The sequence below is a fragment of the Thermomonas sp. LB-4 genome (assembly GCF_036409385.1).
In the GTDB taxonomy this organism is placed as follows: domain Bacteria; phylum Pseudomonadota; class Gammaproteobacteria; order Xanthomonadales; family Xanthomonadaceae; genus Thermomonas.
Map to the genome: position 1 here is coordinate 67451 of NZ_JAXOFT010000007.1, position 24574 is coordinate 92024.

19 protein-coding genes are annotated in these 24574 nt (G+C 71.6%); 9 read left to right on the top strand and 10 right to left on the bottom strand.

Features of this window, described 5'->3' with window-relative positions; all coding sequences use genetic code 11:
- Nucleotides 1-54: 54 nt before the first annotated feature.
- From SPK54_RS07195 to SPK54_RS07210, 4 genes are all read left to right on the top strand, one after another.
- The gene (locus SPK54_RS07195; protein ID WP_330947241.1) at nucleotides 55-1530 is read left to right on the top strand and encodes an FAD-dependent oxidoreductase; all 1476 of its coding nucleotides are present in this window, start codon (nucleotides 55-57) and stop codon (nucleotides 1528-1530) included.
- 53 nt (nucleotides 1531-1583) lie between these two features.
- Entirely contained in the window at nucleotides 1584-2255 is a 672-nt protein-coding gene (locus SPK54_RS07200) for a DUF4124 domain-containing protein (protein ID WP_330947242.1), read from the top strand.
- 1 nt (nucleotide 2256) lies between these two features.
- Complete coding sequence (locus SPK54_RS07205; protein ID WP_330947243.1) at nucleotides 2257-2895, top strand: DUF4124 domain-containing protein; 639 nt, start codon at nucleotides 2257-2259, stop codon at nucleotides 2893-2895.
- Between the two features lie 96 nt (nucleotides 2896-2991).
- Complete coding sequence (locus SPK54_RS07210; protein ID WP_330947244.1) at nucleotides 2992-4791, top strand: monovalent cation:proton antiporter-2 (CPA2) family protein; 1800 nt, start codon at nucleotides 2992-2994, stop codon at nucleotides 4789-4791.
- A 159-nt stretch (nucleotides 4792-4950) separates the two neighbouring features.
- On the opposite strand, the gene SPK54_RS07215 is transcribed toward SPK54_RS07210, so the two are convergent.
- Both SPK54_RS07215 and SPK54_RS07220 read right to left on the bottom strand, forming a co-directional pair.
- Entirely contained in the window at nucleotides 4951-8271 is a 3321-nt protein-coding gene (locus tag SPK54_RS07215) for an ankyrin repeat domain-containing protein (protein ID WP_330947245.1), read from the bottom strand.
- Between the two features lie 4 nt (nucleotides 8272-8275).
- Nucleotides 8276-8545 carry a YcgL domain-containing protein gene (locus SPK54_RS07220; RefSeq protein WP_330947246.1) on the bottom strand — a complete coding sequence of 90 codons (270 nt, stop codon included), beginning with the start codon at nucleotides 8543-8545 and terminating at the stop codon, nucleotides 8276-8278.
- A gap of 147 nt (nucleotides 8546-8692) precedes the next feature.
- Here SPK54_RS07220 and SPK54_RS07225 point away from each other — a divergent pair, with 147 nt between their 5' ends.
- Entirely contained in the window at nucleotides 8693-11029 is a 2337-nt protein-coding gene (locus SPK54_RS07225) for a prolyl oligopeptidase family serine peptidase (RefSeq protein WP_330947247.1), read from the top strand.
- A 147-nt stretch (nucleotides 11030-11176) separates the two neighbouring features.
- Here the strand turns inward: SPK54_RS07225 and SPK54_RS07230 are convergent, their stop codons facing one another.
- Together SPK54_RS07230 and SPK54_RS07235 are read right to left on the bottom strand one after the other, a co-directional pair.
- Nucleotides 11177-12508 carry a Fic family protein gene (locus SPK54_RS07230; protein WP_330947248.1) on the bottom strand — a complete coding sequence of 444 codons (1332 nt, stop codon included), beginning with the start codon at nucleotides 12506-12508 and terminating at the stop codon, nucleotides 11177-11179.
- Nucleotides 12509-12589: 81 nt separating this feature from the next.
- Nucleotides 12590-13867 carry an acetyl-CoA C-acetyltransferase gene (locus SPK54_RS07235; protein ID WP_330947249.1) on the bottom strand — a complete coding sequence of 426 codons (1278 nt, stop codon included), beginning with the start codon at nucleotides 13865-13867 and terminating at the stop codon, nucleotides 12590-12592.
- A gap of 78 nt (nucleotides 13868-13945) precedes the next feature.
- Between SPK54_RS07235 and SPK54_RS07240 the strand changes: the two genes are divergently transcribed.
- On the top strand, nucleotides 13946-14833 hold the full coding sequence (locus SPK54_RS07240; RefSeq protein ID WP_330947250.1) for a hypothetical protein: 888 nt from the start codon (nucleotides 13946-13948) through the stop codon (nucleotides 14831-14833).
- 140 nt (nucleotides 14834-14973) lie between these two features.
- Here the strand turns inward: SPK54_RS07240 and SPK54_RS07245 are convergent, their stop codons facing one another.
- The 3 genes from SPK54_RS07245 to SPK54_RS07255 all read right to left on the bottom strand — a co-directional run bounded on the left by SPK54_RS07245 (nucleotide 14974) and on the right by SPK54_RS07255 (nucleotide 18140).
- Complete coding sequence (locus tag SPK54_RS07245) at nucleotides 14974-15564, bottom strand: superoxide dismutase family protein (RefSeq protein ID WP_330947251.1); 591 nt, start codon at nucleotides 15562-15564, stop codon at nucleotides 14974-14976.
- A 133-nt stretch (nucleotides 15565-15697) separates the two neighbouring features.
- A complete protein-coding gene (gene ntrC, locus SPK54_RS07250; RefSeq protein ID WP_330947252.1) occupies nucleotides 15698-17107 on the bottom strand; it encodes a nitrogen regulation protein NR(I) in 1410 nt (469 codons plus the stop codon).
- The gene (locus tag SPK54_RS07255; protein ID WP_330947253.1) at nucleotides 17100-18140 is read right to left on the bottom strand and encodes an ATP-binding protein; all 1041 of its coding nucleotides are present in this window, start codon (nucleotides 18138-18140) and stop codon (nucleotides 17100-17102) included. Before SPK54_RS07255 ends, ntrC begins: the two co-directional genes overlap by 8 nt.
- 102 nt (nucleotides 18141-18242) lie before the next feature.
- On the opposite strand from SPK54_RS07255, the gene SPK54_RS07260 reads away from it, so the two are divergent.
- Nucleotides 18243-19418, top strand: coding sequence for a L,D-transpeptidase (locus tag SPK54_RS07260; RefSeq protein WP_330947254.1), 1176 nt, complete (start codon nucleotides 18243-18245; stop codon nucleotides 19416-19418).
- 5 nt (nucleotides 19419-19423) lie between these two features.
- On the top strand, nucleotides 19424-20080 hold the full coding sequence (locus SPK54_RS07265) for a M23 family metallopeptidase (protein WP_330947255.1): 657 nt from the start codon (nucleotides 19424-19426) through the stop codon (nucleotides 20078-20080).
- Between the two features lie 8 nt (nucleotides 20081-20088).
- On the opposite strand, the gene SPK54_RS07270 is transcribed toward SPK54_RS07265, so the two are convergent.
- A complete protein-coding gene (locus tag SPK54_RS07270) occupies nucleotides 20089-20859 on the bottom strand; it encodes an N-acetylmuramoyl-L-alanine amidase (RefSeq protein ID WP_330947256.1) in 771 nt (256 codons plus the stop codon).
- A gap of 105 nt (nucleotides 20860-20964) precedes the next feature.
- Between SPK54_RS07270 and SPK54_RS07275 the strand changes: the two genes are divergently transcribed.
- The gene (locus SPK54_RS07275; RefSeq protein ID WP_330947257.1) at nucleotides 20965-22839 is read left to right on the top strand and encodes an EAL domain-containing protein; all 1875 of its coding nucleotides are present in this window, start codon (nucleotides 20965-20967) and stop codon (nucleotides 22837-22839) included.
- A 24-nt stretch (nucleotides 22840-22863) separates the two neighbouring features.
- On the opposite strand, the gene SPK54_RS07280 is transcribed toward SPK54_RS07275, so the two are convergent.
- Nucleotides 22864-24204, bottom strand: a complete 1341-nt coding sequence (locus SPK54_RS07280) for an ammonium transporter (protein ID WP_330947258.1) — start codon at nucleotides 24202-24204, stop codon at nucleotides 22864-22866.
- Nucleotides 24205-24223: 19 nt separating this feature from the next.
- Nucleotides 24224-24562, bottom strand: coding sequence for a P-II family nitrogen regulator (locus SPK54_RS07285; protein WP_330947259.1), 339 nt, complete (start codon nucleotides 24560-24562; stop codon nucleotides 24224-24226).
- Nucleotides 24563-24574: the final 12 nt, after the last annotated feature.

Consider the following 24574-nt stretch of genomic DNA (forward strand, 5'->3'; position numbering starts at 1 on the left):
GATGACGGAACAAGGTTCCACTTACTGCACATACCGCACTTGCCGAGGCAACCCATGAGCAAGAAGCACCTGTTCCAGTTCCTCGAATCGCCGCGCGAGATGCCGGCCAAGGTGCCGCTGGCCGAGCGCGTGGCCGGCAGCTTCGACGAGCTGTACGGCCGTTTCGGGCAAGCCGAAGCCTCGCACCAGGCCGGCCGCTGCCTGGACTGCGGCAACCCGTATTGCGAGTCGAAGTGCCCCGTCCACAACTACATTCCCAACTGGCTGCAGCTGGTGCAGGAAGGGCGCATCGTCGAAGCGGCGGCGCTCTGCCACGAAACCAATCCGCTGCCGGAGATGTGCGGACGGGTGTGTCCGCAGGATCGGCTGTGCGAGGGCGCGTGCACGCTCAACGACGGCTTCGGCGCGGTCACCATCGGCGCGGTCGAGAAGTACATCGTCGATACCGCGTTCGCGCAGGGCTGGCGGCCCGACCTGTCGAAGGTGAAGCCGACCGGCAAGCGAGTGGCGGTGGTCGGCGCGGGGCCGGCCGGTCTGGCCTGTGCGGATCGGCTGGCGCGCAGCGGCATTGAGGCCACCGTGTTCGACCGCTATGAACAGATCGGCGGGCTGCTGCAGTTCGGCATCCCCAGCTTCAAACTGGACAAGGCGGTGATCGCGACGCGGCGCGCGGTGCTGGAAGGCATGGGCATCCGCTTCCGGCTCGGCGTGGAGGTGGGCCGCGATCTCGCCATCGATGCGTTGCTGCGCGAGTACGACGCGGTGTTCCTCGGCCTCGGTGCGTATCGCTATACCGACGGCGGGTTGCCGGGGCAGGACTTGCAAGGCGTGCTGCCGGCGCTGCCCTTCCTGGTGCAGAACGGTCGCATCGTCACCGGCAGCGAACCGGCAGGACGACCCATTGCCGGCTGGGAGGATCAGCTCGTGCTGCCGGATCTGCGCGGCCAGCGCGTGGTGGTGCTCGGTGGTGGCGACACCGGCATGGACTGCGTGCGCTCGGCGATCCGGCTCGGCGCCGCCAGCGTGACCTGCGCTTACCGTCGCGACGAAGCCAACATGCCGGGCTCCGCGCGCGAGGTGGCGAACGCGCGCGAGGAAGGCGTGCAGTACCTGTTCAACCGCCAGCCGCTGGAGATCGTCGGCGACGGGAAGGTCGGCGGCGTGCGCATGGTGGAGACGCGGTTGGGCGCGCCCGACGGCAATGGCCGTCGCGCCGCGGAAGCGATTGCCGGCAGCGAATCGCTGCTGGAGGCCGACGTGGTCATCATCGCCTTCGGCTTCAGCCCGCGCGCGCCGCAATGGCTGCAGGCGCTGGGCGTGCAGGCGCAGGCCAACGGCCGGCTGCTGGTCGGCGGCAACGGCCGGCTGCCGTACCAGACCGCGCATGACGCGCTGTTCGCTGGTGGCGACTGCGTGCGCGGCGCCGACCTGGTGGTGACCGCCGTGCAGGAGGGCCGCGATGCCGCGGCCAGCATCGCGCGGATGCTGCGTGGCGTAAAGGCGATCCCGGTGGCGCTGACGGCCGCCTGAAGGCGGCGCGGCGCGGGGTTTCGCTGCGCCCTCCGGCGCGCCAAGATACCGGCATGCGATCTGCCGCCGCTCTTGTCGCCTGCCTGTTGCCACTGACCATCGATGGCGCGTGGGCGCAGTCGGCACCGAAACCGCCGGCCACCGTCACCGTCTATCGCTGTACCGATGCCCGCGGCAAGGTCAGCCTGCAGGACGCGCCCTGTGCGGAAGGACAAGCGCAGCAGGCGCGCCAGATGCTGCGTCCGGCCGATGCCCCAACGCCGCGTGCCGGATCCGTGCCCGCACCCCGCGCGCCGGTCTCATTGCCACCGCCGCGCACCGTCTACCTGGCGCCGCCGCGCCCGATGTACGAATGCGTCACGCCAGAGGGCCGGCGCTATACCAGCGACGACGGCCGCGGCAATCCGCGCTGGGTGCCGCTGTGGGCCCTGGGCTATCCGGCGGTGCGGCCGCATTCGGTGCTGGGCGGCAACATCGGCCATCCCGACAGGGTGCTGCATCCGCCGCACCGCGACGTGATCTGGCCGGTCGCCACCGGCGGCGGGACGTGGGTGCGCGACGACTGCGCGATGCTGCCGCCGCGCGAGGCCTGCGCGCGCCTGCGCGACCGCCGCAGCGAGCTGCGCACGCGCTTCTTCAACGCGCAGGAAAAGGAGCGCGATGTGCTGCGCGAAGAGGAGCGCGCGCTCAACGCCCGCCTCGACAACGACTGCGGTGGCCGCTGAGGTGCGCGCCGTCCTCGTCCTGGTCCTGCTGCTCAGCGCCCCGCGCGCGCTGCCCGCGCAGGACACCGTCTTCTACAAATGCACCGATGCCCAGGGCAACGTGTCGATGCAGAATCGCGCCCCCTGCGCACCCGGCATGAAGCAGGAAATCCGCCGGATCGGAGCGGTCAAGACCATGCCCGTGCCGGCGAGGAAGCCGCGGGTGGAAGCGCCGGCACCGCCGCCGCAGTACGGCGACTTCGTACTGGTCAGCGGTCCGTCGATGCAGCGCGCCCCCGCGCCCGAGGCCGCCGGCCTGCCCGCGCCGCCCCCGCTGTACCAGTGCCGGACCTGGGAAGGCGAAACCTATTTCGGCGAGAGTGCCGAGCCGCCGCCGCGCTGCGCCCCGCTGCAGGTGACCGGCCTCGACGGCCGCGCATCCGTCGGCATGGCCAGTGCGTGCGAGATGAAGCAGGACAGCTGCACCGCGGTGCCGGAGGCGCAGCTGTGCGCCAGCTGGTACCGGCGGCTGGACGAGGCCGAGTTCAAGCTGCGCTATGCGGATGACGGCAGCCGCCGCGCCCGCCAGGCCGCGTTCGACGCGGTCGCTGCGGAGATCAAGGCCAGCCGCTGCGCGACCAGCGTGCCGGCGGTGCCCTGACGGTCTTTTATCGGGCATCCTGCACAAGGCATCGCGCCCCTGCGGTGCGCTCCTACAGAATAGGGAGTCGAATACGGGTGGGCGCGGAACGAACGGATGGATAGCGGCGGTCTGGAACTGGCACTGGTGTTCCTGCTGGCAGCGGTGCTGGCGGTGCCGCTGTTCAAGCGCTTCGGGCTGGGCGCGATCCTCGCGTACCTGGCGACCGGGGTGCTGCTGGGGCCGCACGAGCTGGCGCTGGTGCGCGACCCGGACAAGGTGCTGGCGGCCAGCGAGATCGGCGTGGTGATGCTGCTGTTCGTGATCGGGCTGGAGCTGTCGCTGCCGCGGTTGAAGGTGATGCGCAAGCCGATCTTCCTGGTCGGCGGCCTGCAGGTGCTGTTGTGCGGGCTGGCGCTGGGCGCGCTGGCGATGCTGTCCGGGCTGGGCTGGAAGGCGGCGCTGGTGGTGGGCCTGGGGCTGGCGCTGTCGTCCACCGCGGTGGGGCTGCAGCTGCTGGCCGAGCGCAAGGAGTTGGCCACCGAGCACGGCCGGCTGGCATTCGCGATCCTGCTGTTCCAGGACCTGGCGGCGATCCCGCTGCTGGCCGCGATCCCGCTGCTGGGCAAGGCCAAGAGCGTGGGCCTCGAGGGCGGCGAGGTGCTGCGCGCCGTGCTGCTGATCGCGGCGCTGGTGGTCGGCGGCCGCTACCTGCTGCGCCACCTGTTCCGCGCCATCGCCCGCACCGACCTGCCGGAGGTGTTCACCGGCGCCGCGCTGCTGGTGGTGCTGGGCAGCGCCTGGCTGATGCAGGTCGCGGGGCTGAGTGCCGGGCTGGGCGCGTTCCTGGCCGGCGTGCTGCTGGCCGAATCGGAATACCGGCACGAACTGGAAGCGCAGATCCGCCCGTTCGAGGGCCTGCTGCTGGGCCTGTTCTTCATGGCCGTGGGCATGGGCATCGACGTGCAGCGGGTGGCCACGGAACCGCTGCTGATCGGAACCGGGGTGGCGGTGCTGCTGGCGGTGAAGGCGTTGCTGCTGTTTGCCCTGGGCCTGCGCCCTGGGCGGCTGGATCCGCGCAGTGCCTGCCTGCTGGCGGCGGTGCTGGCGCTGGGCGGCGAATTCGCCTTCGTGGTGTTCAGCGAGGCGGGGCGGGCCAGACTGCTGGATGCCGCCACCCACGACCGCCTGACCGCCATCGTCGGCCTGTCGATGGCGGCCACCCCGCTGTTGCTGATGCTGGCCTCGAAGCTGCTGCCCGACAAGCTGGCATCCGAAGCGCACGAATACGATGCGATCCCGCAGGACCGCCACCCGCAGGTGCTGATCGCCGGCTTCGGCCGCTTCGGCCAGATCATCGCCCGCCTGCTGCGCGCGCAGGGCATCGCCTTCATCGCGATCGACCCGGACATCGAACAGGTCAACCTGTCGCGGCAGATCGGCACCGACCAGATCTACTACGGCGACCCCACCCGGCTGGCGCTGCTGCGCTCGGCCGGCGCGGCGCGGATCCGCATCTTCGTGGTCGCCATCAACGGCGTCGAGGCCAGCCTGCGGATGGTGCGGCTGGTGCGCAAGCACTACCCGCAGGCGCGGGTGTTCGCGCGTGCGCGCGACCGCCGCCATGCCTGGCAGCTGGTGGACCTGGGCGCGGAAGCGCTGCGCGAGACGTTCTGCAGCAGCCTGGAAATCGGCCGCGAGGTGCTGGTGGCGCTGGGTATGGACCGCGAGCAGGCCGAACACCGCGCGCGCCGGTTCCGCGAATGGGACGAGTCGCTGCTGGAGCAGCAGCGGCTGCTGCAGGACGACGAGGACGCGCTGCTGCAGGCCACCCGCGACGCGCGGCGGGAGCTGGACGGGCTGTTCGAGGCCGATGCCGGTGGCGGCCGCGGTGATGCTCCGTCCGGACCTGCATAGGCTCTGATCCGATCGTGGCGATGCCTTCGCCGGCGACGGGTGCCAGCGGGCTGCGTCCGCTGCCAGCTTGGGTGTCTGCATGCGCGGTTGGTCGCGCCGCTGGTTCTTGCGGGCGCGACGGCGGGTGGCTTGTCGCGCCAACGCCTGCCAGCGACCCGGCTACTCGCGCAGGAAGCGCGCCATCGATACGCCCGAGGGCGGCGGCGCGACGGGCGGCACCAGCTCGGCGGCGATATCGACATAACCGCGCATGAGCGCCACGTCGCGCGGGGTGCGTCCGCCCGCATCGGTCTGGGCCGGGTCGGCGCCGGCGTGCAGCAGCGCGTGCACCGTACGGCGCAGGCCGTGTAGTGCGGCCAGGTGCAGGGGGCCGTAGCCACGTGCGTCGCGGGCATCCAGCCGCACGTCCTCGTCCAGCAGGCGCTCCAGCGCCGCCAGCAACACGTCCTCGTTGCTCGGCGTGCCGGGTTCCGCGCGCGCGCCCAGCAGCAACAGCAGCGGGGTGGTGCCGTTCTTCGCCGGCAGGTGCGGGTCGGCGCCGGCCAGCAGCAGGCCGTCCAGCAGTGCCAGCAGGCGGGTGCGGTCGCGCGCGGTGAAGCCGTACAGGGCCGCGCAGTGCAAGGGGGTCTGGCCCTGGGCGTCCACCGCGTGCAGGTCGGCGCCGGCGCGCAGCAGCCGCGCCACCAGTTCCGGCAGGCCCAGCGCGGCAGCCAGCATCAGCACCGTGACGTCGCCGGGCAGGCGCTGTTCCAGGCTGCAGCCGGCTTCCAGCAGGCGCTCGACGATGCCCGGCTGGCGCATGCTGACGGCGGCGGAGAGTGCGGTGGCGCCGGTGTTGGCGGTGCGGCCGGGATCGGCGCCGCGTGCCAGCAGGTCTTCCACCAGGCCGAGGTGCCCGCCGCCGGCCGCGCGCAGCAGGGCGGTGCAGCCCTGGCTGTCGGTGGTGTCGACCGGGAAGCCGAGGTCCAGCAGGCGGCGCACCGCGTCGCGGTCGCCGGTGATGGCGGCGGCCGGCACGTCGGTGGCGCGCAGCGGGCGATGCGGTAACGGCCAGCCGCGCCAGTCCAGCCAGTCGGCGAGGTCGCGGCGACCGCTGGCCAGGGCGATCCCGAGAGGCGTCTGCCCGTCGGCGGCACGCCGATCCGGCGCGGCACCGGCGGACAGCAGCGCGGTCAGCATCCGCGGCCGCCCCAGGCTGGCGGCATGGTGCAGCGCGCTCATGCCGCGGCCATCGCAGGCATCGGGATCGCCGCCATTGGCCAGCAGCTGTTGCAGCAGCGCCTGCCAATCCAGCCGCACCGCCAGCAGCAGCGGCGGGTCGCCGGCGGCGGAGGCGGCGAAGGGATCGGCGCCGCGCGCCAGCAGTTCCAGCGCGAACGCTTCGGCGCCCGCGACATCCGGCGCATCGAGGCAGCCGGCCAGATAGTCCGCCAGCCCGCCGGCGCCGGCCGGCGAGGCGCCGGCTGCCAGCAGGCGGCGGGCGACGGCGATGCCCGCTGCGCCGCGGGTCAGGGCGCAACGCAGGGGCGTGGCCGAGCCGTCGCCGCGGTACTCGGGGTGGGCGCCCTGGCGCAGCAGCCAGTCGACGCGGGCCGGGCTGCCGGCGATCTCGGTATCGGCCAGCAGGCGATCGAGGTCGTCGCTTTCCAGCCGCGCCGCCAGCTTCTGCAGGCGTGCCGCGTCGGCGTCTTCCAGCAACGCTTCCCGCAGCAGGAGCGACGGCGGCCGCTCCGGCAGGTCGTCCTCGTCGGGCCGCAGCGCAGCCGGACTGCGGCCCGGGTCGAGCAGCGCCGCCAGCGTCCAGCGCCCTGCGGTTTCCGCAAGATCCACCGCACTGCGGCCTTGCGCGTCCGTTGCGTGCGGATCCACGCCCAGTGACAGCAGCAGCTGCACCATGGCCGGCGTAGGCGCCTCCGCCGCGCAAGCCAGGTGCAGCGCGTTGGCACCGGAGGCGTCGCAGGCACCGGCATCGGCGGCTGCGGCCAGCAGGATGTCCAGCGCCGCCAGCGCGCCGCTGCGGGCGGCCTCCAGCAGGGGCGTTCGGCCTTCGCCATCGCGCGCATCGACCTCGGCGCCTGCCTCCAGCAGGGCCTGGCAAATGGCGGCGTGGCCGGCCGCGGCGGCCTCGTGCAGGGCGCTGCGGCCGCGCGCGTCGCGGGCATTGGGTTTGGCCTTGTGGCGCAGCAGCAGCAGGACGCCGGCGGGATCGTCCTCGTCGCTGCCGGCGGCGGCCAACAGCGCGGGCTGGCCGCCAGCGGGCTCCGGGCGCGCGCCGCGTTCCAGCAGGAACCGCGCCAGCCGCCAGTTGCCGCAGGCGCAGGCGCTGCCGAGCGGCGACAGGCCGGCGGCGTTGAGCGCATCGATGGCCGCCGCGGCGTCGCGCAGCAGCGCCGCCACGCCCGGGTCGGAGCTGCGGGCGGCGTGGTGCAGCGGGGTGTTGCCGTCGGCGTCGGCCAGGCGCGGGTCGGCGCCGTTGGCCAGCAGGGTCATCACCGCTTCCGGCCGGCCGTGCCAGCTGTCGCGGGTGGCGGCCAGCAGCGGCGTCATCCCGTCGTGCATCGCATTGACGTCGACGCCGCGTTCGATCAGCGCCCGCAGCAGGCGCAGGTCCGGCAGCACCGCGGCCAGCACCGGCAGGCTGCGGCGGTCGCGCGCATCGGGTTCCGGCGGCGCGTGCGGATCGGCGCCGGCGGCCAGCAGCGCCAGCGCGCGCTCGACCCGGCCCAGCCGCGCGGCGGCGTACAGCTGCCGGCTCAGGCCGGCGAGTTCGGCGGCCGAACTGACCTCATCCTCGGCGGGCAGCGGCGCGATGGCTGGCGCGCGCCCAAAGGCTTCTTCCGCCAGTCCGGCAGCATCGGCGCCGGCGTCCATTTCCACCACCGGCAGGCCGTGCAGGGCGACCGCAGGCGCCGCCGACTGCAGCGCGAAGTGCGCCAGCGGCAGCAGCAGCGCATAGGCAATGCCGGCAATCAGGCGGCTAGCGCCCGCCAGCAGCCCCGGCCAGCCCAGCAGCAGGCCGCCCGCCAGCAGCAGGAATACCGGCACTGCGCCAAGCAGCAGGCCGCGCCAGGCGGCCGGATCCTGCGCCTGCCGGGCGGCGAAGCGCGACTGCGCGCTGCCGCCGCTGCGCTCCAGCGTGTACCAGTCCGGCCAGCGCCACCACAGCGCCACCAGCAGCGCGCCGGCCAGTCCGGCCAACGCCAGCGCGTGGCCCAGCGAAGGCGCTTCGCGCAGCCGCAGCAGTGGCCAGGCCAGCAGCGCGCCGGCCAGCAGGAAGCCGCCGCCCCAGTGCAGCGCCAGCCGGCCGGCATCGGCGGCCAGCGCGCGTTGGTTGCGGCTGCCGCGGAGCAGCGCGATCCCCAGTGCAGCCGGCACCTGCGCCAGCCAAGCCAGCGCGGCGGCGGCACCGTCGCCGGCGTACCCGCTGCCGATGGCCGCCAGCAGTGCAACCACGAGCAGCGCGGCGCCAGCCACGGGCATGCGCTCAGGCATCGGTGCCCCAGTCGTCGCTCATCGGATCGGCCACGGTCGGCGGAAACTGCAGGTGGAAGCCACGGCTGGCCAGGTTGCTGCGCACCACGTCCGGGTTCTCGCGCGCCAGCCGGCGCTCCGGCGTCAGCGCCACTTCCAGCACGAACTGCAGGCTGCCCAGCTGCGCGCGCAGCGGCTCCGGCAGGCAGCCGAAATCGTCGCGCGTGGCGAGGTAGAGATAGGTGTCGGCCTTTTTCAGGCTCTTGTAGACGAAGGCAAGCATCGCGATCCGGGGGAATCGGGTTTGCGGAATCAATCACGGATTGTGCGGTAAAGCGCGCTGCGGCGGAACCGCTGTCGGGACATCCGGCACAGGCGCGGAAAAAACCGGCTGCTACGCTGCCGGATTCGTTCCGCCTCGGATCCTTCCATGCGCCTTGTCCCGCTTGCGTTCGCACTGCTGTCCCTCCTGCCCGCCGCGCGCGCCGCCGAGCGGGTCAGCCTGACCCAGGCGATGGCCGATCCCGACTGGATCGGCAACCCGGTGGAGCGCGCGTGGTGGGGCTGGGACGGCAAGTCCGCCTACTACCTGCAGAAGCGCGACGGCGCCGCCATTCGCGATACCTGGCGGGTGGGTGTGGATGGCGCCGCCGCGAGCCGCCTGGACGATGCCGCGCGCGCCGACCTCGACGCCGATGGCGCGGTGGTGGACGCGGCCCGCAACCGCAGCGCCTTCATCCGCAATGGCGATGTGTTCGTGCGCGACCTGCGCAGCGGCGCGCTGCAGCAGCTGACCCGCGACAACCAGGCCGCCTCGCGCCTGCAGTGGGGCAGCAGCGGCGCGCTGGTGTGGCGCGCGGGCGAGGCGTGGTATCGCTGGGACGGCCGCGGCGTGGCCCAGGCCGCGGTGGCAAAGGCCGAAGAGGCGCCGGGCACGCCGCCCAAGGCCGACGACCTGCGCGACCGCCAGCTGCGCCTGATCGCCACCCTCAAGGACGACCGCGCCCGCCGCGACGCCGCGCGCGTGCAGGCCGACGACTGGCGCAAGGCCGATCCCACCCGCGCGCCGGCGCCGGTCTATCTGGGCAAGGGCGTGGAGATCGCCGACACCGCGCTGTCCCCCGATGGCCGCTGGCTGCTGGCGGTCACCCGCGAGAAGGGCGCCGACGGCGGCCGCGCCGGCAAGATGCCGATGTACGTCACCGAGTCCGGCTACGAGGAGTTCGAGGACGTCCGCACCCGCGTCGGCCGCGGCGATCCGCTGCCGCACAGGCTGTGGCTGGCCGACCTTGCCACCGGCAAGCTGGCCGAGCTGGCCTTCGACGCGCTGCCCGGCATCGCCGTCGATCCGCTGGCGGAGATGCGCAAGGCCGCCGGCAAGCCGGCGCTGCAGGGCAACCGCACGCTGCAGGTGGGCGGCATCGAGTGGAGTGCCGATGGCCGCAATGCCGCGGTGATGCTGCGCGCCATCGACAACAAGGACCGCTGGATCGCCAGCGTCGCGCTCGACGGCGCGCGCCTGCAGCCGCGCCACCGGCTCACCGATCCGGCGTGGATCAACTGGGGCTTCAACGAATTCGGCTGGCTGCCGGATGGCCGCACGCTCTGGTACCTCAGCGAGGAAAGCGGGTTCTCGCATCTCTACACGCTGGACGGCACGCGCCGCCGCCAGCTCACCCAGGGCCGTTGGGAAGCTTCGCAGGTCAGCGTGTCGCGCGATGGCGCCACGTTCCGGTTCCTGTGCAACCGCAGCGCACCCGGCGACTACGAGGTCTGCAAGGTGCCCGCCGCCGGCGGCGAGGTGCGCGAGCTGACCGCGCTGGACGGCGTGGAGGATTTCACCCTCTCGCCCGACGGAACGAAGCTGCTGGTGCGGCATTCGCTGGCCTACCTGCCGCCGCAGCTGTCGGTGGTGGATGCCGGCGGTGGCGAAGCGCAGCGCCTCACCGACACCCGCAGCGCGGACTTCAAGGCGCGCAGCTGGATCCAGCCGCAGCTCGTGCAGGTGCCCAGCAAGCACGGCGCCGGCACCGTCTGGGGCAAGTTCTACGGCCCGGAGAAGCTGGAGGAGGGCAGGAAATATCCCATCGTGATGTTCGTGCACGGCGCCGGCTACCTGCAGAACGTGTCGGCGCGCTACCCCAACTACTTCCGCGAGCAGATGTTCCACAACCTGCTGGTGGACCAGGGCTACCTCGTGCTCGACCTCGACTACCGCGCCAGCGAAGGTTACGGGCGCGACTGGCGCACCGCGATCTACCGCTGGATGGGCAAGCCCGAGCTGGAAGATTACCTCGACGGCCTCGACTGGCTGGTGGAAACCAAGCAGGGCGACCGCGACCGCGCCGGCATCTACGGCGGCAGCTATGGCGGCTTCATGGCCTTCGCCGCGCTGTTCCAGAAGCCCGGCGTGTTCAAGGCCGGCGCCGCGCTGCGCCCGGTCAGCGACTGGTCGCAGTACAACCACGAATACACCAGCAACATCCTCAACACGCCAGAACTCGATCCCGAGGCGTACAAGCGGTCTTCGCCGCTCGAGTACGCCGAGGGCCTGCAGGACCATCTGCTGATCGCCCACGGCATGATCGACGACAACGTGTTCTACAAGGACTCGGTGATGCTGGCGCAGAAGCTCATCGAGCTGCGCAAGGACAAGTGGGAGCTCGCCAGCTATCCGCTGGAGCGGCACGGCTTCACCCATCCCGACGCGTGGTACGACGAATACCGGCGGATCTGGGAGCTGTTCGAGAAGACGTTGAAGCCGTAGGACGAAGGCGCATCGAGAACAAGAGCGTGCAGGAGGACAACGAAGATCGCGTTCGCCAAGGGCATTCCGTCGCCACCGATACCGGGGATTGGGCCTTTGAAACACATCATGCTCGCGGCATTGGGTGTGTTACCGATTTGGCGATGCTTACTTCTTCAGCTTTTCGACCAGATCGCCGGCCGGCATGAACACGAATGCCTTGCCGATGCGCTCGCTGCGCATCAGTTTCAGTTTGGCCAGCGCTAGCAGGTCGGAGCGGGCGGTCTGGTAGCTGATGTCCTGGATCTGCATGTGCCGGTCGATGCGGTAGGTCTTGTCCGGATGCCGCACCGCATCCAGCAGCAATTCCCGCTGCCGGTGATTGAGCTTTCCGCCGAGGCGCGAGCCGGGGCGCAGCATGCCTTCCGCGCGCTGGCGCTCGTCCGCCTTGCGCGCCAGCCAACCGTGCAGTCCGTCGATGGCGCCGAGGATCACATCAAGATGGTGATCGACGAAGTAGCCCAGGTCGGCCTCATCCGTTTCCGTGTACAGATAGGCGCGCAGGTACTGCGCTTTCGACCGCTTGAACACGCTGGAGACCGACAGGAACTCGGTCAGCCAATAGCCTGAGCGCAGCATCGACCAGTAGAACAAGGTGCGCGCGGTGCGTCCGTTGCCATCGCAGAAGGGATGGTCATAGCCGATCTGGAAATGCAGCGCGATGGCGCGGATCACCGGATGCAGGAAGCCGGCTTCATTGGTGCCGTTGGCGAAGTCGCACAGTGCCTGCATGCGCGCGGGAAGTTCGTCCGCGTGCGGCGGTACATGCAAGGTGCGCCCGGTTTCATCCTGCACCACGATGTTGTCATCGACGGTGCGCAAGCGGCCCGCCTGTGCGGGATCCTCCAGCGTGTCGGCGGTGAGCTGCCGGTGGATCTCGAAGACCGCTTCCGGCGTCAGCGGCTGGTCGCGCCAGCGCTTGAGTTCCTGCATCGCCAGGTAATTGTTGTGGATCATGCGTTCGCCATGATCCCGGGGTGCCCGGCCGCTGCGAAGCATTTCCTTGGCGACTGCCGTGGTGGTGCCCGCGCCCTCCAGTTGCGAGGAGGTCATCGCTTCTTCGATCTGCGAGCGGATCAGGAAGCGTTCCTTCGCGCGTTCGTCGGCGATGCTGTCCAGGCCGCGCAGGGAGCCGGAGCACTCGCGCGTGATCGTGTGCAGTTTTTCCGCGATGGAGTCCGTCAGTGCAACCCGGAACGGCTGCCCATCCTTGTCCTTGAGCGGCAGGTCGCGTGCGGCGGTGGTGCGCGCCATCTTGATCGCCAGCCACCACAGTTCGCTGCTCAGCCCGTCAGGCGGAGGCAGGTGGCGCAGATGATCCCAGTGTTCGTAGCGGCCGCGGACTTCCGGCCCGATGCGCAGGCGCAGTAGCTTGCCGAACTCGCTCGCATGGAGGTCGAGCAGTTGGCCGAAGGCGAGCGGCGAGACAGGGACTTTCATGGCACCTGTCAATTTACTACTAAATGAAAACAAATTAGTAGAAAGTTGACATGATGTCGGCAAGCAACTGATTTTATTGATCTATCTTTCCAGAATCGCCACCACGCCCATGCCGCCGGCGGTGCAGATCGAGATCAGGCAGCGGCCGCCGCCGCGCTGCTTCAGCTCCTTGGCGGCGGTGGCGACGATGCGCGCGCCGGTGGCGGCGAACGGGTGGCCGGCGGCCAGCGAGGAGCCATTCGGATTGATCCTGGCCGGGTCGATGCGGCCCAACGGCGCGTCGAGGCCCAGGCGGGTCTTGCAGTAGTCCTCGCTTTCCCACGCGCGTAGCGTGCACAGCACCTGCGCGGCGAAGGCTTCGTGGATTTCGTAGAAGTCGAAGTCCTGCAGCGAAAGCTTGTTGCGCTTGAGCATCTCGGCGACGGCCACGGTCGGCGCCATCAGCAGGCCTTCGCCGTGGACGAAATCGACCGCGGCGACCTGCGCGTCGCGCAGGTGGCAGAGCACTTCGTGGCCGTGCTGCGCGGCCCACTCGTCGCTGGCCAGCAGGCAGGCGGAGGCGCCGTCGGTCAGCGGGGTGGAGTTGCCGGCGGTCAGCGTGCCCTTGCCCGAGGTCTTGTCGAAGGCCGGCTTGAGCGTCGCCAGCTTCTCGATGCTGCTGTCCGGGCGCAGGATATTGTCGCGGTTGACCCCGCGGAAGCTCACCACCAGGTCGTCGAAGAAGCCGCGCGCGTAGGCGGCGGCCAGCTTGTGATGCGAGGCGACCGCCAATTCGTCCTGCGAATCGCGGGAGATGTTCCATTCCTTCGCCATGTCCTCGCAGTGCTGGCCCATCGACTTGCCGGTGCGCGGCTCGGCCACGCCGGGGAAGTCCGGCTTCAGTTCGGCGAAGCGGAAGCCCTTGAACGCCGCCAGCTTGTCCTTGAAGGTCTTGGCTGCCGCGGCCTTCAGCAGGCGCTGGCGCAGCGCCTTGCCGTAGACGATCGGCACGTCGGAGGTGGTGTCGGAGCCGCCGCCGATGCCGGCTTCGATCTGGCCGGTGGCGATCTTGCCGGCGATGTGGACGATCGTGTCCAGCGAGGTGCCGCAGGCGCGCTGCAGGGTGACGCCCGGCGTCAGCGGCGACAGGCCGGAGGACAGCGCGGCCTCGCGGCCGAGGTTCCAGTCGGAGGAGTGCTTGATCACCGCGCCCATCGCCACTTCGCCCAGCTGCTGCCCGTGCAGGCCGAATTTCTCGACCAGCGCGCCCAGCGTGCGCACCGACATGCCGAGGTTGCCGACGTCGGCATAGGCCGTGTTCTGGCGGCAGAACGGGATGCGGACGCCACCCAGGATGGCGACGGGACGACCGTGTTGCATGGGCTCACCTCGGGTCTGGCCCGCGACGCGGGCATAATGGGTCGAGTGTAGCGTTGCGCTTCCGAGTCGGGACTCCACATGTCGTTCATCGCGCCAGACCCTGCCGTGTTCCGCGGCGTCATCGCCATCGAGCTGCGCGACGGCGGCATGCCGGAGCGCGCCGCGCTGCCCGCGGATGTCGCCGGCGAAGTGGCCGCGCTGCTGGGCCGCGACCTCGCCAAGCTGACCCCGGACGTGGCCGACTGCGAGCTGGCGCTGATGGCGGCGCATTTCGACCCGGCCGAGGCGCTGCGCCCCGGCTGGCCGCTGCACCAGCGCGTCCTCGAGCTGCTGCAGCGCGCGCCGGGGCAGGCGCAGGGCGCCCGCGTGATCGGCTTCGGCGCCGACGCGCAGGGCGACGTGCCGCAGCCACTGCAGTGCGACCCGGCGCTGGGCGGCGGCGGGCTGCGGGTGATGCCGTTCGTGCTGCGCGGGCCGGGCCTGGCAGCGGCCGCGGAGCAGCTGGAATCCAAGCTGTTCGACTGCGGCATGGCCCAGGCCGACGCCGCGCTGGCGTTGCAGGATGGGTTGGGCGCGCGGATCGAGCACATCCGCTACCTGAGCCTGCACGACCTGCTGGCGATGATGGCGATGCAGTACCAGAACGTCGGCCTGGACGCGCTGTGGTCGCTGCTTGAGCACGCGCTGCTCGGGCCGATGCTGGCGGACAAGGACGCGGAGTTCCTGCTCGACGCCCCGCCGGAACCGCTGGCGCGCCATGGCGATGGCGAGGTGCGGATCGCGATGCTGTCGCCGCAGGCCTGGCGCGCGCGCAATGCGCCGCAGGAAACCGACAGCGGCAAGCTGGAGCGCGGCTTCATCCGCTTCCAGGCCCGCCAGCGGCAGTACGCGGCGGTGCTGGAAGTGCACGGCGTGCCGGTGCAGTTCGTCCACTGCGGCGACGGCAACAGCGACTGCCTGCGCTGAGGCGGGCGCGCCTGCGGCCGAGCTCGCAGGCGCGCCGCCAGTGGGCGGCGGCGCCGGGCTGGCCGGACCTCCGATGGCCCGCCGACGAGCGCCGGCGGGCCATCGCGCATCCCGGGACCGACGCCGGGATGAAGCCCTTCCTACGGCGTGGGCTGGATGATGCCGCAGGCCACCCGCGCGCCGGCATTGCCGGCCGGTTGGCTGCTGTAGTCATCGGCGTTGGCATGGACGATGAGGGCGCGCCCGGCGATGTCGTTGGCCCCGGCACCGCCCAGGCTGACCCCCGCGAAGTGTGCGTCCACCCGCGCCACGCCCTGCGCATCGGCCACCAGGTTGTCGCCGTCGCCGGCGTGGTGCGCGCCATGCCCGGCGCGGCCGTGTGGCGTCGCCGCCGGATTGAAGTGGCCGCCGGCGCTGCTGGCATCGGCCGCGCTGCAGTCGCCCTTTTCGTGGATGTGGAACCCGTGGCTGCTGTTGGCCTGGAGCCCGCCGATCTCGCCGGTGATGTGCACGCCGTTGCCCATCGGCACCAGCGTGAGCCGACCGCTGACCAGGCTGCCCGAGGCCGAGGCGAGGTTGGCGGTGGCCTGCTTGGCGGTGCTCGCAGTGTGCGCAGGCGCGGCGGAGCCGGCGGACGCTGCGGGCGCCGCGGTGGGTGGCGACGTGCTGGCGCAGGCGGCCAGCGCTGCGGCGAGGACGGTGACGAGGGTGGCTCGGGGCAAAGATTGCATGGCGATCTCCGGTTGCGGATGGGGATACTTTGTCGCTGAACGGCTTCAGGCGGGATGAAGAAACGGCGGCTTTGGCAGCGGTCGGGTGAGGAAAGCGAGGACGGTGCCGGCGGCGGCCGGAACCGGCAGGCCGTCAGCGCCGCCTGCGCGACGGCCCCAGCTTGCGGGTGACCGTGTTGCGGGACAGCCCCAGCAGCGCGGCGGCTTCGCTGCGGTGGCCGTTGCAGCGCGCAAGCGCGGTGTCCAGCAGGATGCGGTCGAGCAGGTCGCGGGCCTGCGCGTGCAGCGCCGGCGCGCCCGCATCGAGCTGCGCGCGCGCCCAGTCGGCCAGCTGCAGGGTCCAGTCCGCAGGTGGCGCCGCGGGCGCGGCGGCGGCGGGGAGCGCCAGCGCCAGGTCGGCCGGGCCGATGGTTTCGCCCGGGGCCAGTGCGGCCAGCCGCCAGCATACGTTTTCCAGCTCGCGCACGTTGCCCGGCCAGGCGTGCGCGCGCAGCCGTTCCAGCGCAGGCGCGGACAGCTTCTTCGGCGGCAGCTGCAGCTTGCGCGCGGCATGCGCGAGGAAGCGCACGGCCAGCTGCGGGATGTCCTCGCGGCGCTGGCGCAGCGGTGGCAGCTGCAGCCGCACCACGTCGAGGCGGTGCAACAGGTCGGCGCGGAAACGGCCCTGTTCCACCAGCGCTTCCAGCGGCTGGTGGGTGGCGGCGATGACGCGCACGTCCACCCGGATCAGCTCGCGTCCGCCGACGCGGAAGAACTCGCCCTCGGCCAGCACCCGTAGCAGCCGGGTCTGCAGCGCGGCCGGCATGTCGCCGATCTCGTCGAGGAACAACGTGCCGCCGTCGGCCTGCTCGAAGCGCCCGATGTGGCGCTTGTGCGCGCCGGTGAACGCGCCGGCTTCGTGGCCGAACAGCTCCGATTCCAGCAGCTCGGCGGGAATGGCGGCGGTGTTCAGCGCCACGAACGGACGCGCCACGCGCGGCGATTCGCGGTGGAGCGCGCGCGCCACCAGTTCCTTGCCGGTGCCGGTCTCGCCGGTGACCAGCACCGACAGCGGCACCTGCGCCAGCCGGCCGATGGCGCGGAACAGCGCGCGCATGGCGGGTGCCTGGCCGACCAGCGCCTGCGCCGGCTCGGGCACCGTCGCTGCCGGCAGCGCGGCGCGTTCGACTGTCTGCTCGGGCAGCGCGCGGCGCACCAGCGCCACCGCCTCGTCCATGTCGAAGGGCTTGGACAGGAATTCCTGCGCGCCGCCGCGGAACGCGCCGGCGGTGCTGGCCACGTCGGTGTGCGCGGACATCACGATCACCGGCAGGTGCGGGCGGCTGGCCTTGAGCTTGTCGAGCAGGGTCAGCCCGCTGTCGCCGGGCATGCGCACGTCGGTCAGCAGCAGGTCCGGCACGCGGCCACTGGCCAGCGCATCCAGCACTTCGGCGGCATCGGCGAAGGCGGTGACTCGGAACCCCGCCTCGCCCAGCGCCGCAGCCAGCACGAAGCGGACCGAGCGGTCGTCGTCGACGACCCAGACCTGCGCCGCATCAGCCATCGGCCTGCTCCGGTTCGGCCGCCAGCGGCAGCAGCAGGGTGAACACGGTATGGCCGGGGCGCGAACGCCAGGTCAGCGCGCCGCGGTGTTCGCGTGCCACCTGCTGGGCCAGTGCCAGCCCCAGCCCGGTGCCATCGGCGCGGCCGCTGACCAGCGGCAGCAGCAGGTGTTCGGCGAGTTCCGGCGGCACGCCGCGGCCGTCATCGGCGACCTCCAGCCGCAGCGCCAGCGGCAGCAGCGCCTCGCCCAGGCGCGCACCGTGTTCGACGCGGGTGCGCAGGGTGACCGTGCCGGCGCCGGCCTCGATGGCGTTGCGCACCAGGTTCCAGATCGCCTGCGAGAGGCGGTCGGCGTCGCCGGGGAACTCGGGCAGCGAAGGATCGTAGTCGCGCTGCAGCTGCACGGCCCAGCCGGCATCGCTTTCGGCCAGCCGCAGCACGCGCTCCAGCACCGCGTGGATGTTGACGTCCGCAAAGGCCTGCGGCGGCGCCGGGTTGAGCAGGCCATCCACCAGCGCGGCCAGCCGCTGCACTTCGCTTTCGATGATGCCGGTGAGCTCGCGCGCGTCGGTGTCCACGCGCCGCGCCAGCAGTTGCGCTGCGCCCTTGATGCCCAGCAGCGGATTGCGCAGTTCGTGGGCAAGCCCTTTCAGCGAGGCGGCCAGGGCCGAGGGAAGCAGTTGCGCGGGGTCGTCGCCGGGGAACTCGTCGACCGGATGCGCCTCCAGCCACAGGCAGTCCTCGGCAGGCGTCAGCCACAGGTCGGCGAACCGCAGGGTGTCGCTGCCGGGCAGCGCCAGCCCCACCCGGCGCAGGCGCGTCGGTGCGTCCTGCGGCCGGGCCAGGCGTGCCGCCAGCTGGTTGCCTTCGCGCTCCAGCGCGGCGGCATGCAGGCCGGTCATCCGTCGCCGGCTTACCCCCAGCCAGCGCGCGATGGCGGCGTTGGCGAACGCCACCGCGCCCCGCGCATCCAGCCGGAGCAGGGGCGTGGACAGGGTGTCGAGGAGGTCGGCGGCCGCGGCGTCGGGGTGCATTGCACTAATTTAGTGCAATTCAGCACGTTCCGGCGCCCGGCTTCACATGGCCGCCAACCGCTGCCCGGCAGGATCCGCGCAGGTCCGATTCGAGGCACTGCGATGTCCCCCTTCCGACATGCCACCCCACTGCTGCTGGCCGCGCTGGCGGCCTGCAGCGCGCAATCGCCGGCGATGGACGCGGCCAACGAGGCGATGGGGCGCACCCCGCCCGCCGCCCCGCAGCCCGCGCCCGCCGCCGCACCGGGCCCTGCGCCCACCGCCGCCGCCGCCGCCGCGGTACCGCCGCCGGCTTCCGCGCCGCCGGCCGCGCCGGTACTGGGGCCGCAACCGGTGCGCGCCTGGGGCACCGGCCCGTCCCCCGAGGCGGCGGCTGCGGACGCGCCTGCGCCCGTCGCCGCAAGCGGCCAGGCCGCCAACGACGCCACCACCACCACCGGCAGGGACGGCGTGCTGCGGGCGCAGGTACTGCTGCTGCGCGCGCACTACTCCAGCGGCGAGATCGACGGCGTGGCCGGCAAGAACCTGGCCCGCGCGGTGCGCGGCTTCCAGACGGCGAAGGGGCTCAAGGCGAGCGGCACGCTGGACGCCGCGACATGGGCGGCGCTCAACCAGGATGCGGCGCCCGTGCTGGTGGAGTACACGCTGACCGCCGGGGACGTGGCTGGACCGTACGCACCCACGCCGGAGACGCCCGAAGACAAGGCGAAACTGAAGCGGCTGGGCTACCAGGACATCGGCGAGATGCTGGGCGAGCGTTTCAACAGCAAGCCGGCGCTGATCAAGGCGTTGAACCCGGACGCCCGCATGGAAGCAGGCAGCGTGCTGGTGGTGCCGTACACGCAGCCGGCAAGGCAGCTGCCGAAGGCGGCCACGCTGGTGGTCGACAAGTCGGACGGCGTGCTGCAGCTGCTGGACAGCGAGGACAAGGTGTACGCGCAGTTCCCGGCTTCGACCGGCTCGACGCGCTTCCCGCTGCCGATCGGGCAATGGAAGATCACCACCGTCGTGCACGACCCCGACTACCGCTACGACCCGGACCTGCTGGTCGACCAGCCCAAGGATGCCAAGCCCGCGATGCTGCCGCCGGGCCCCAATGGGCCGGTGGGGCTGGTGTGGATGGGCATCGACAAGCCGCATTACGGCATCCACGGCACCCCGGAACCGGGCGATATCCGCCGCGACCAGTCCAGCGGCTGCGTGCGGCTGACCAACTTCGCCGCGCAGGCGGTGGCGGACGCGGTGGCGGTCGGCACGCCGGTGCGCTTCCAGGAATGACCACGATGCGTGCCGCGCGCCGGACCCGCCGCAACCTGCGCGCCCTGCTGTTCCTGACGTTTGCGCTGGCCGCCGTCGGCATCGCCTGCCGGCGCGACGACGACGCAGCCGCGCCGCGCATCGAACCGGGCGCGGACAGCGGGGCGGTGAGCGCGGCCACGGCCGACGAATCGCCACGGACCGCGACGCTGCCGCTGCCGACCAACGGCGAACAGGCCACACCGTCCACCGACCGGCTGTTGCTGCCGGTGCAGGGCGTCACCGCCGGGCAACTGCGCGACACCTTCAACGACGCGCGCAGCAGCGGCCGCGTGCACGACGCCATCGACATCATGGCGCCTGCCGGCACGCCGGTGCTGGCGGTGGCCGACGGCAGCGTCGAGAAGCTGTTCGAGAGCGAGCGCGGCGGCACCACCCTGTACCAGTTCAATCCCGAGCGCACCCGCGCCTACTACTACGCCCACCTGCAGGGCTACGCACCGGGCATCGCCGAACAACAGCCGCTGCGGCGCGGCCAGGTGATCGGCTACGTGGGCAGCACCGGCAACGCCAGCGCGGACGCCCCGCACCTGCACTTCGCCGTGTTCCAGCTGGGCCCGGAGCAGCACTGGTGGGAGGGCACCGCGCTCAATCCGTATCCGCTGCTGCGCGGGACCCGCTGACCCGCGGATCAGGGCGTGGCCACCGCGTCGAGGCCGGTCCGCTGCGCCGCCAGCGCCTGCAGGATGCGCAGGTCGTCGGCGTCGAAGGTGGCCAGCGGATCGTCGCCGTCGTCGCGGCCACGGTAATGGCGATGGAAGGCGCGGACCGCGGCGGCGCGGTCGTCCAGCGGATAGCCGATCGCCGCCATCGCCAGCCACGGGTCGAAGCCGGCGGGCGGGTCGCGCAGGTCCCCGCGCGGCCACAACCCGTAACCGGCCTCGGCCAGCCGTTGCCACGGGAACAGCGCGCCCGGGTCACGCTTGCGGGTGGGCGCCAGGTCGGCGTGGGCGATGACCTGGGTCTTCGGGATGGACAGGCGACTGGTCAGGTCGTCGAGCAGGCGCAGCAGCGCGGCGATCTGCGCATCGGTGTACGGCTCGCTGCCGTCGTTGTCGATCTCGATGCCGATCGACGCCGAGTTGAGGTCGGTGATGGTGCCCCAGCGGCCGCCACCGGCGTGCCAGGCGCGCTCGCCATCGGCCACCAGCTGATAGAGGCGGCCGTCCTCGCCCACCAGGTAATGCGCGCTGACCGGGCCGCCGCTGTTGGCGGTGCGCAGCGTGTCCAGGCTTTCGCGCGCGGAGCCCTGTTCGGTGGCGTGCAGGACGATGACGACCGCGCGGCGCGCATCCAGATTGGGTGACGGCACCCAGTCCGCCAGCGGGTTGCGGGTGGGCGCGACATGCGCGCAGGAGGCGGCCAGCACGCAGGCCAGAAGCGGAAGCAGGGGTCGGCGCATGCGGCGATCTTAGCCCGTGCGCCTGGCCGTGTGGCCTGATAGCCTGATCGCTTCGCCAGCGATCCCCGCACCATGCCACGGCCGTCGCCCCTCTCCGCGGACGCCTTGCGTCCGCCTCCGTTCCAGCCGCAGCAGCAGCGTCGCCTGCAGCAACTCCTGTGGGTGCTGCTGGCGGTGTTCGGCCTGCTGGTGCTGATGAACCTGTCCTCCGGCCGCATGCGCAGTGCCGGGCTGGAAGGCCTAGTCATGCTGGCGCTGGCGCTGGCGCTGCACTGGAACCGGCGCGAACAGGCGGCGCGCGCGGTCGGCCTGACCGTGTCCACGCTGATGGTCGGCCTGTTCGCCCTGATGCTCAACAACCAGGGCCTGTACGACGAGGCGCCGATGGCGTTCCCGGCGCTGTTGCTGTTCACCGGCCTGTTCGGTTTCCGCCGCATGTTCTGGGCGCTGGTGGCCAGCATGCTGGTAGTGGTGGCGCTGCTGTTCCACCTGCACCAGCTGGATGTGTTCCACAGCGCGCCGGTGGTGCCGATGGACTGGCGGCGGCCGTTCGTGATCGGGCTGATCGTGCTGGTCACCGGGCTGTTCGCCTGGCTGCTCACCAGCGACCTCGCCCAGGCCATGCGCCAGCTGGAATCGGAGAAGCGCGCGCTGGAGGAATCGCATGCGCGCATCGAGGTCCTGGCCCAGCGCGACAGCCTCACCGGCCTGCCCAACCGCGCGCTGGCGCGCGACCGGCTGGGCACCCTGCTGCGGCAGGCGCACCGCAACGGCTGCATGGTCGCCGTGATGTTCCTCGACCTCGACAACTTCAAGACCATCAACGACTCGCTGGGCCACGCCGCGGGCGACGACCTGCTCTGCCAGGTCGCGGCCAAGCTGCGCGCCTGCGTGCGCGAGACCGACACGGTGGCGCGCGTGTCCGGCGACGAGTTCCTGATCCTGCTGGGGGACCTGCAGGACGAGGACGCCATCGTGGCGGTGGTCGCCAAGGTCACCCACCTGCTGGGCCGCGCGTTCGTGCTCGATGGCATCGAAGTGCTGGTGACCGCCTCGCTCGGCATCGCGGTGGCCCCGCGCGACGGCGCGGAAGGCGACGTGCTGCTGAAGAACGCGGACATGGCGATGTACCAGGCCAAGGATTCCGGCCGCAACACGTTCTGCTTCTTCGACGCGAGCATGAATGAGAGCGTGGTCGAACACCTGCACATCGCCTCCGGCCTGCGCGCGGCGCTGAGCCAGGGCGAACTGCAGTTGCACTACCAGCCGCAGTTCGACCTGCGCAGCGGGCGCATCCTCGGCGCCGAGGCGCTGCTGCGCTGGAAGCATCCGGAGCTGGGCATGATCCCGCCCGGCAAGTTCATCCCGGTGGCCGAGCGCAGCGGGCTGATCAACGAGGTCGGCGCGTGGGTATTGCAGCAGGCCTGCCGCGAGGCGCAGGCGTGGCGCGGGCAGGGACTGGGCGCGCTGAACGTGGCGGTGAACGTGTCGCCGCTGCAGTTCCGCCGCGACGACATCGAGCGCGAGGTGGCGAAGGCGCTGGCCGCCAGCGGCCTGTCGGCGGACGCGCTGGAGCTGGAGCTGACCGAATCGCTGCTGGTCGCCGACGCGCGCAACATCGGCGACGTGCTGCAGCGGCTCAGCGCGCAGGGCGTGCGGATCTCCATCGACGACTTCGGCACCGGCTATTCCAACCTCGGCTACCTGCGCCGCTTCGCCGTGCACCGGCTCAAGATCGACCAGTCGTTCGTGCGCCGGATGCGCGCCAACGCGCACGACGAGGGGCTGGTGCGCGCGATCATCGAGATGGCGCATTGCCTCGACCTGCAGACGGTTGCGGAAGGCGTCGAGGACGTCGAAACCCTGGACCGCCTGCACGCCTTCGGCTGCGAGATCGGCCAGGGCTTCCACTGGTCGCCGGCGCTGCCGGCGGAGGCGTTCGTCGCCTTCGTGCGCGAGCGCCAGGTCGAGGTCGGCTGACCGCGACCCGGCGCCCGCCGCGGTTCACGACTGGTAGGCGGTTTCGCCGTGGGTGGCGATGTCCAGGCCCTCGCGCTCGGCGTCCTCGCTCACGCGCAGCCCGCCGAACGCCAGCCTGGCGATCAGGAACCCGACCACCGACACCAGTCCGATCCAGGCCAGCGTGATCGCCACGCCCAGCGCCTGCACGCCGACCTGCGCGGCGATGCTGTAGCCATCCGCCACCGCCTTGGTGCCGCCCAGCGAATCGGCGGAGAACACGCCGGTCAGGAGCGCGCCCACGATGCCGCCGAGGCCGTGCACGCCGAACACGTCGAGGCTGTCGTCGGCGTCGAGCAGCTTCTTCAGGCCGTTGACGCCCCACACGCAGACGATGCCGGCGATGAAGCCGAGCGCGATCGCGCCGAACGGACCGACGGTGCCGCAGGCCGGAGTGATCGCCACCAGCCCCGCCACCATGCCCGACGCCACGCCCAGCGCCGACGACTTGCCTTTGACGATGCGCTCGGTCAGCGACCAGCCCAGCACCGCCGCCGCCGTGGCCAGCAGCGTGTTGAGGAAGGCCAGCGCCGCGCCCGCGTTCGCCTCCAGGTTGGAGCCGGCGTTGAAGCCGAACCAGCCCACCCACAGCAGCGACGCGCCGACGAAGGTCAGCGTCACGTTGTGCGGCTTGAGCGCGGTCTGGCCGTAGCCCAGCCGCTTGCCGACGAACCATGCGCCCACGAGGCCGGCCACGCCGGCGTTGATGTGCACCACGGTGCCGCCGGCGAAGTCCAGCGCGCCCTTCTCGAACAGGAAGCCGCCGGTCGCCCAGACCATGTGCGCCATCGGCAGGTAGCCGAAGGTGAACCAGATCGCCGAGAACAGCAGGATCGCGCCGAACTTCGCGCGCTCGGCGAACGCGCCCACGATCAGCGCGCCGGTGATGCCGGCGAAGGTGGCCTGGAAGCCGGCGAACACGTATTCGGGCAGGGCCACGCCCGGGCTGAAGGTGGCGGCCAGCGAGGCCGGGGTGACGCCCGTGAGGAACAGCTTGCCGAAGTCGCCGATCCACGCGCCCTCGCCCGAGAACGCCAGGCTGTAGCCGTAGCAGACCCACAGCACCACCAGCAGCGAGAACACCACGGCGACCTGGATCAAGACCGACAGCACGTTCTTGGCGCGCACCATGCCGCCGTAGAACAGCGCCAGGCCGGGCACCACCATCATCAGCACCAGCAGGGTCGAAACGAGCATCCAGGCCACGTCGCCCTTTTCGACGACGGGCGCGGCGGCGTCCTGCGCGAGCGCCGGCGCGGCGGACAGGGCGAGGGCCAGCATTGCGTACAGCCGGGCCGTCCACCCGGAAACGGAAGCGGTTTTCATGTGGGTCTCCGTGGGGTGGTCAGAGGGCGTCGGCGTCGAGTTCGCCGGTGCGGATGCGCACGACGCGGTCGAGGGCGATGACGAAGATCTTGCCGTCGCCGACCTTGCCGGTGCCGGCGGAGGCGACGATGGCGTCGATGGCGGCGTCGAACAGCGCGTCCGTCACCGCGACTTCGATCTTCAGCTTGGGCAGGAAATCGACGACGTATTCGGCGCCGCGGTACAGCTCGGTGTGGCCCTTCTGGCGGCCGAAGCCCTTGACCTCGGAGACGGTGAGGCCGGACACGCCGGCTTCGCCCAGCGCTTCGCGCACGTCGTCGAGCTTGAACGGGCGGATGATGGCGGTGATCAGTTTCATCTTGGTTCCCTG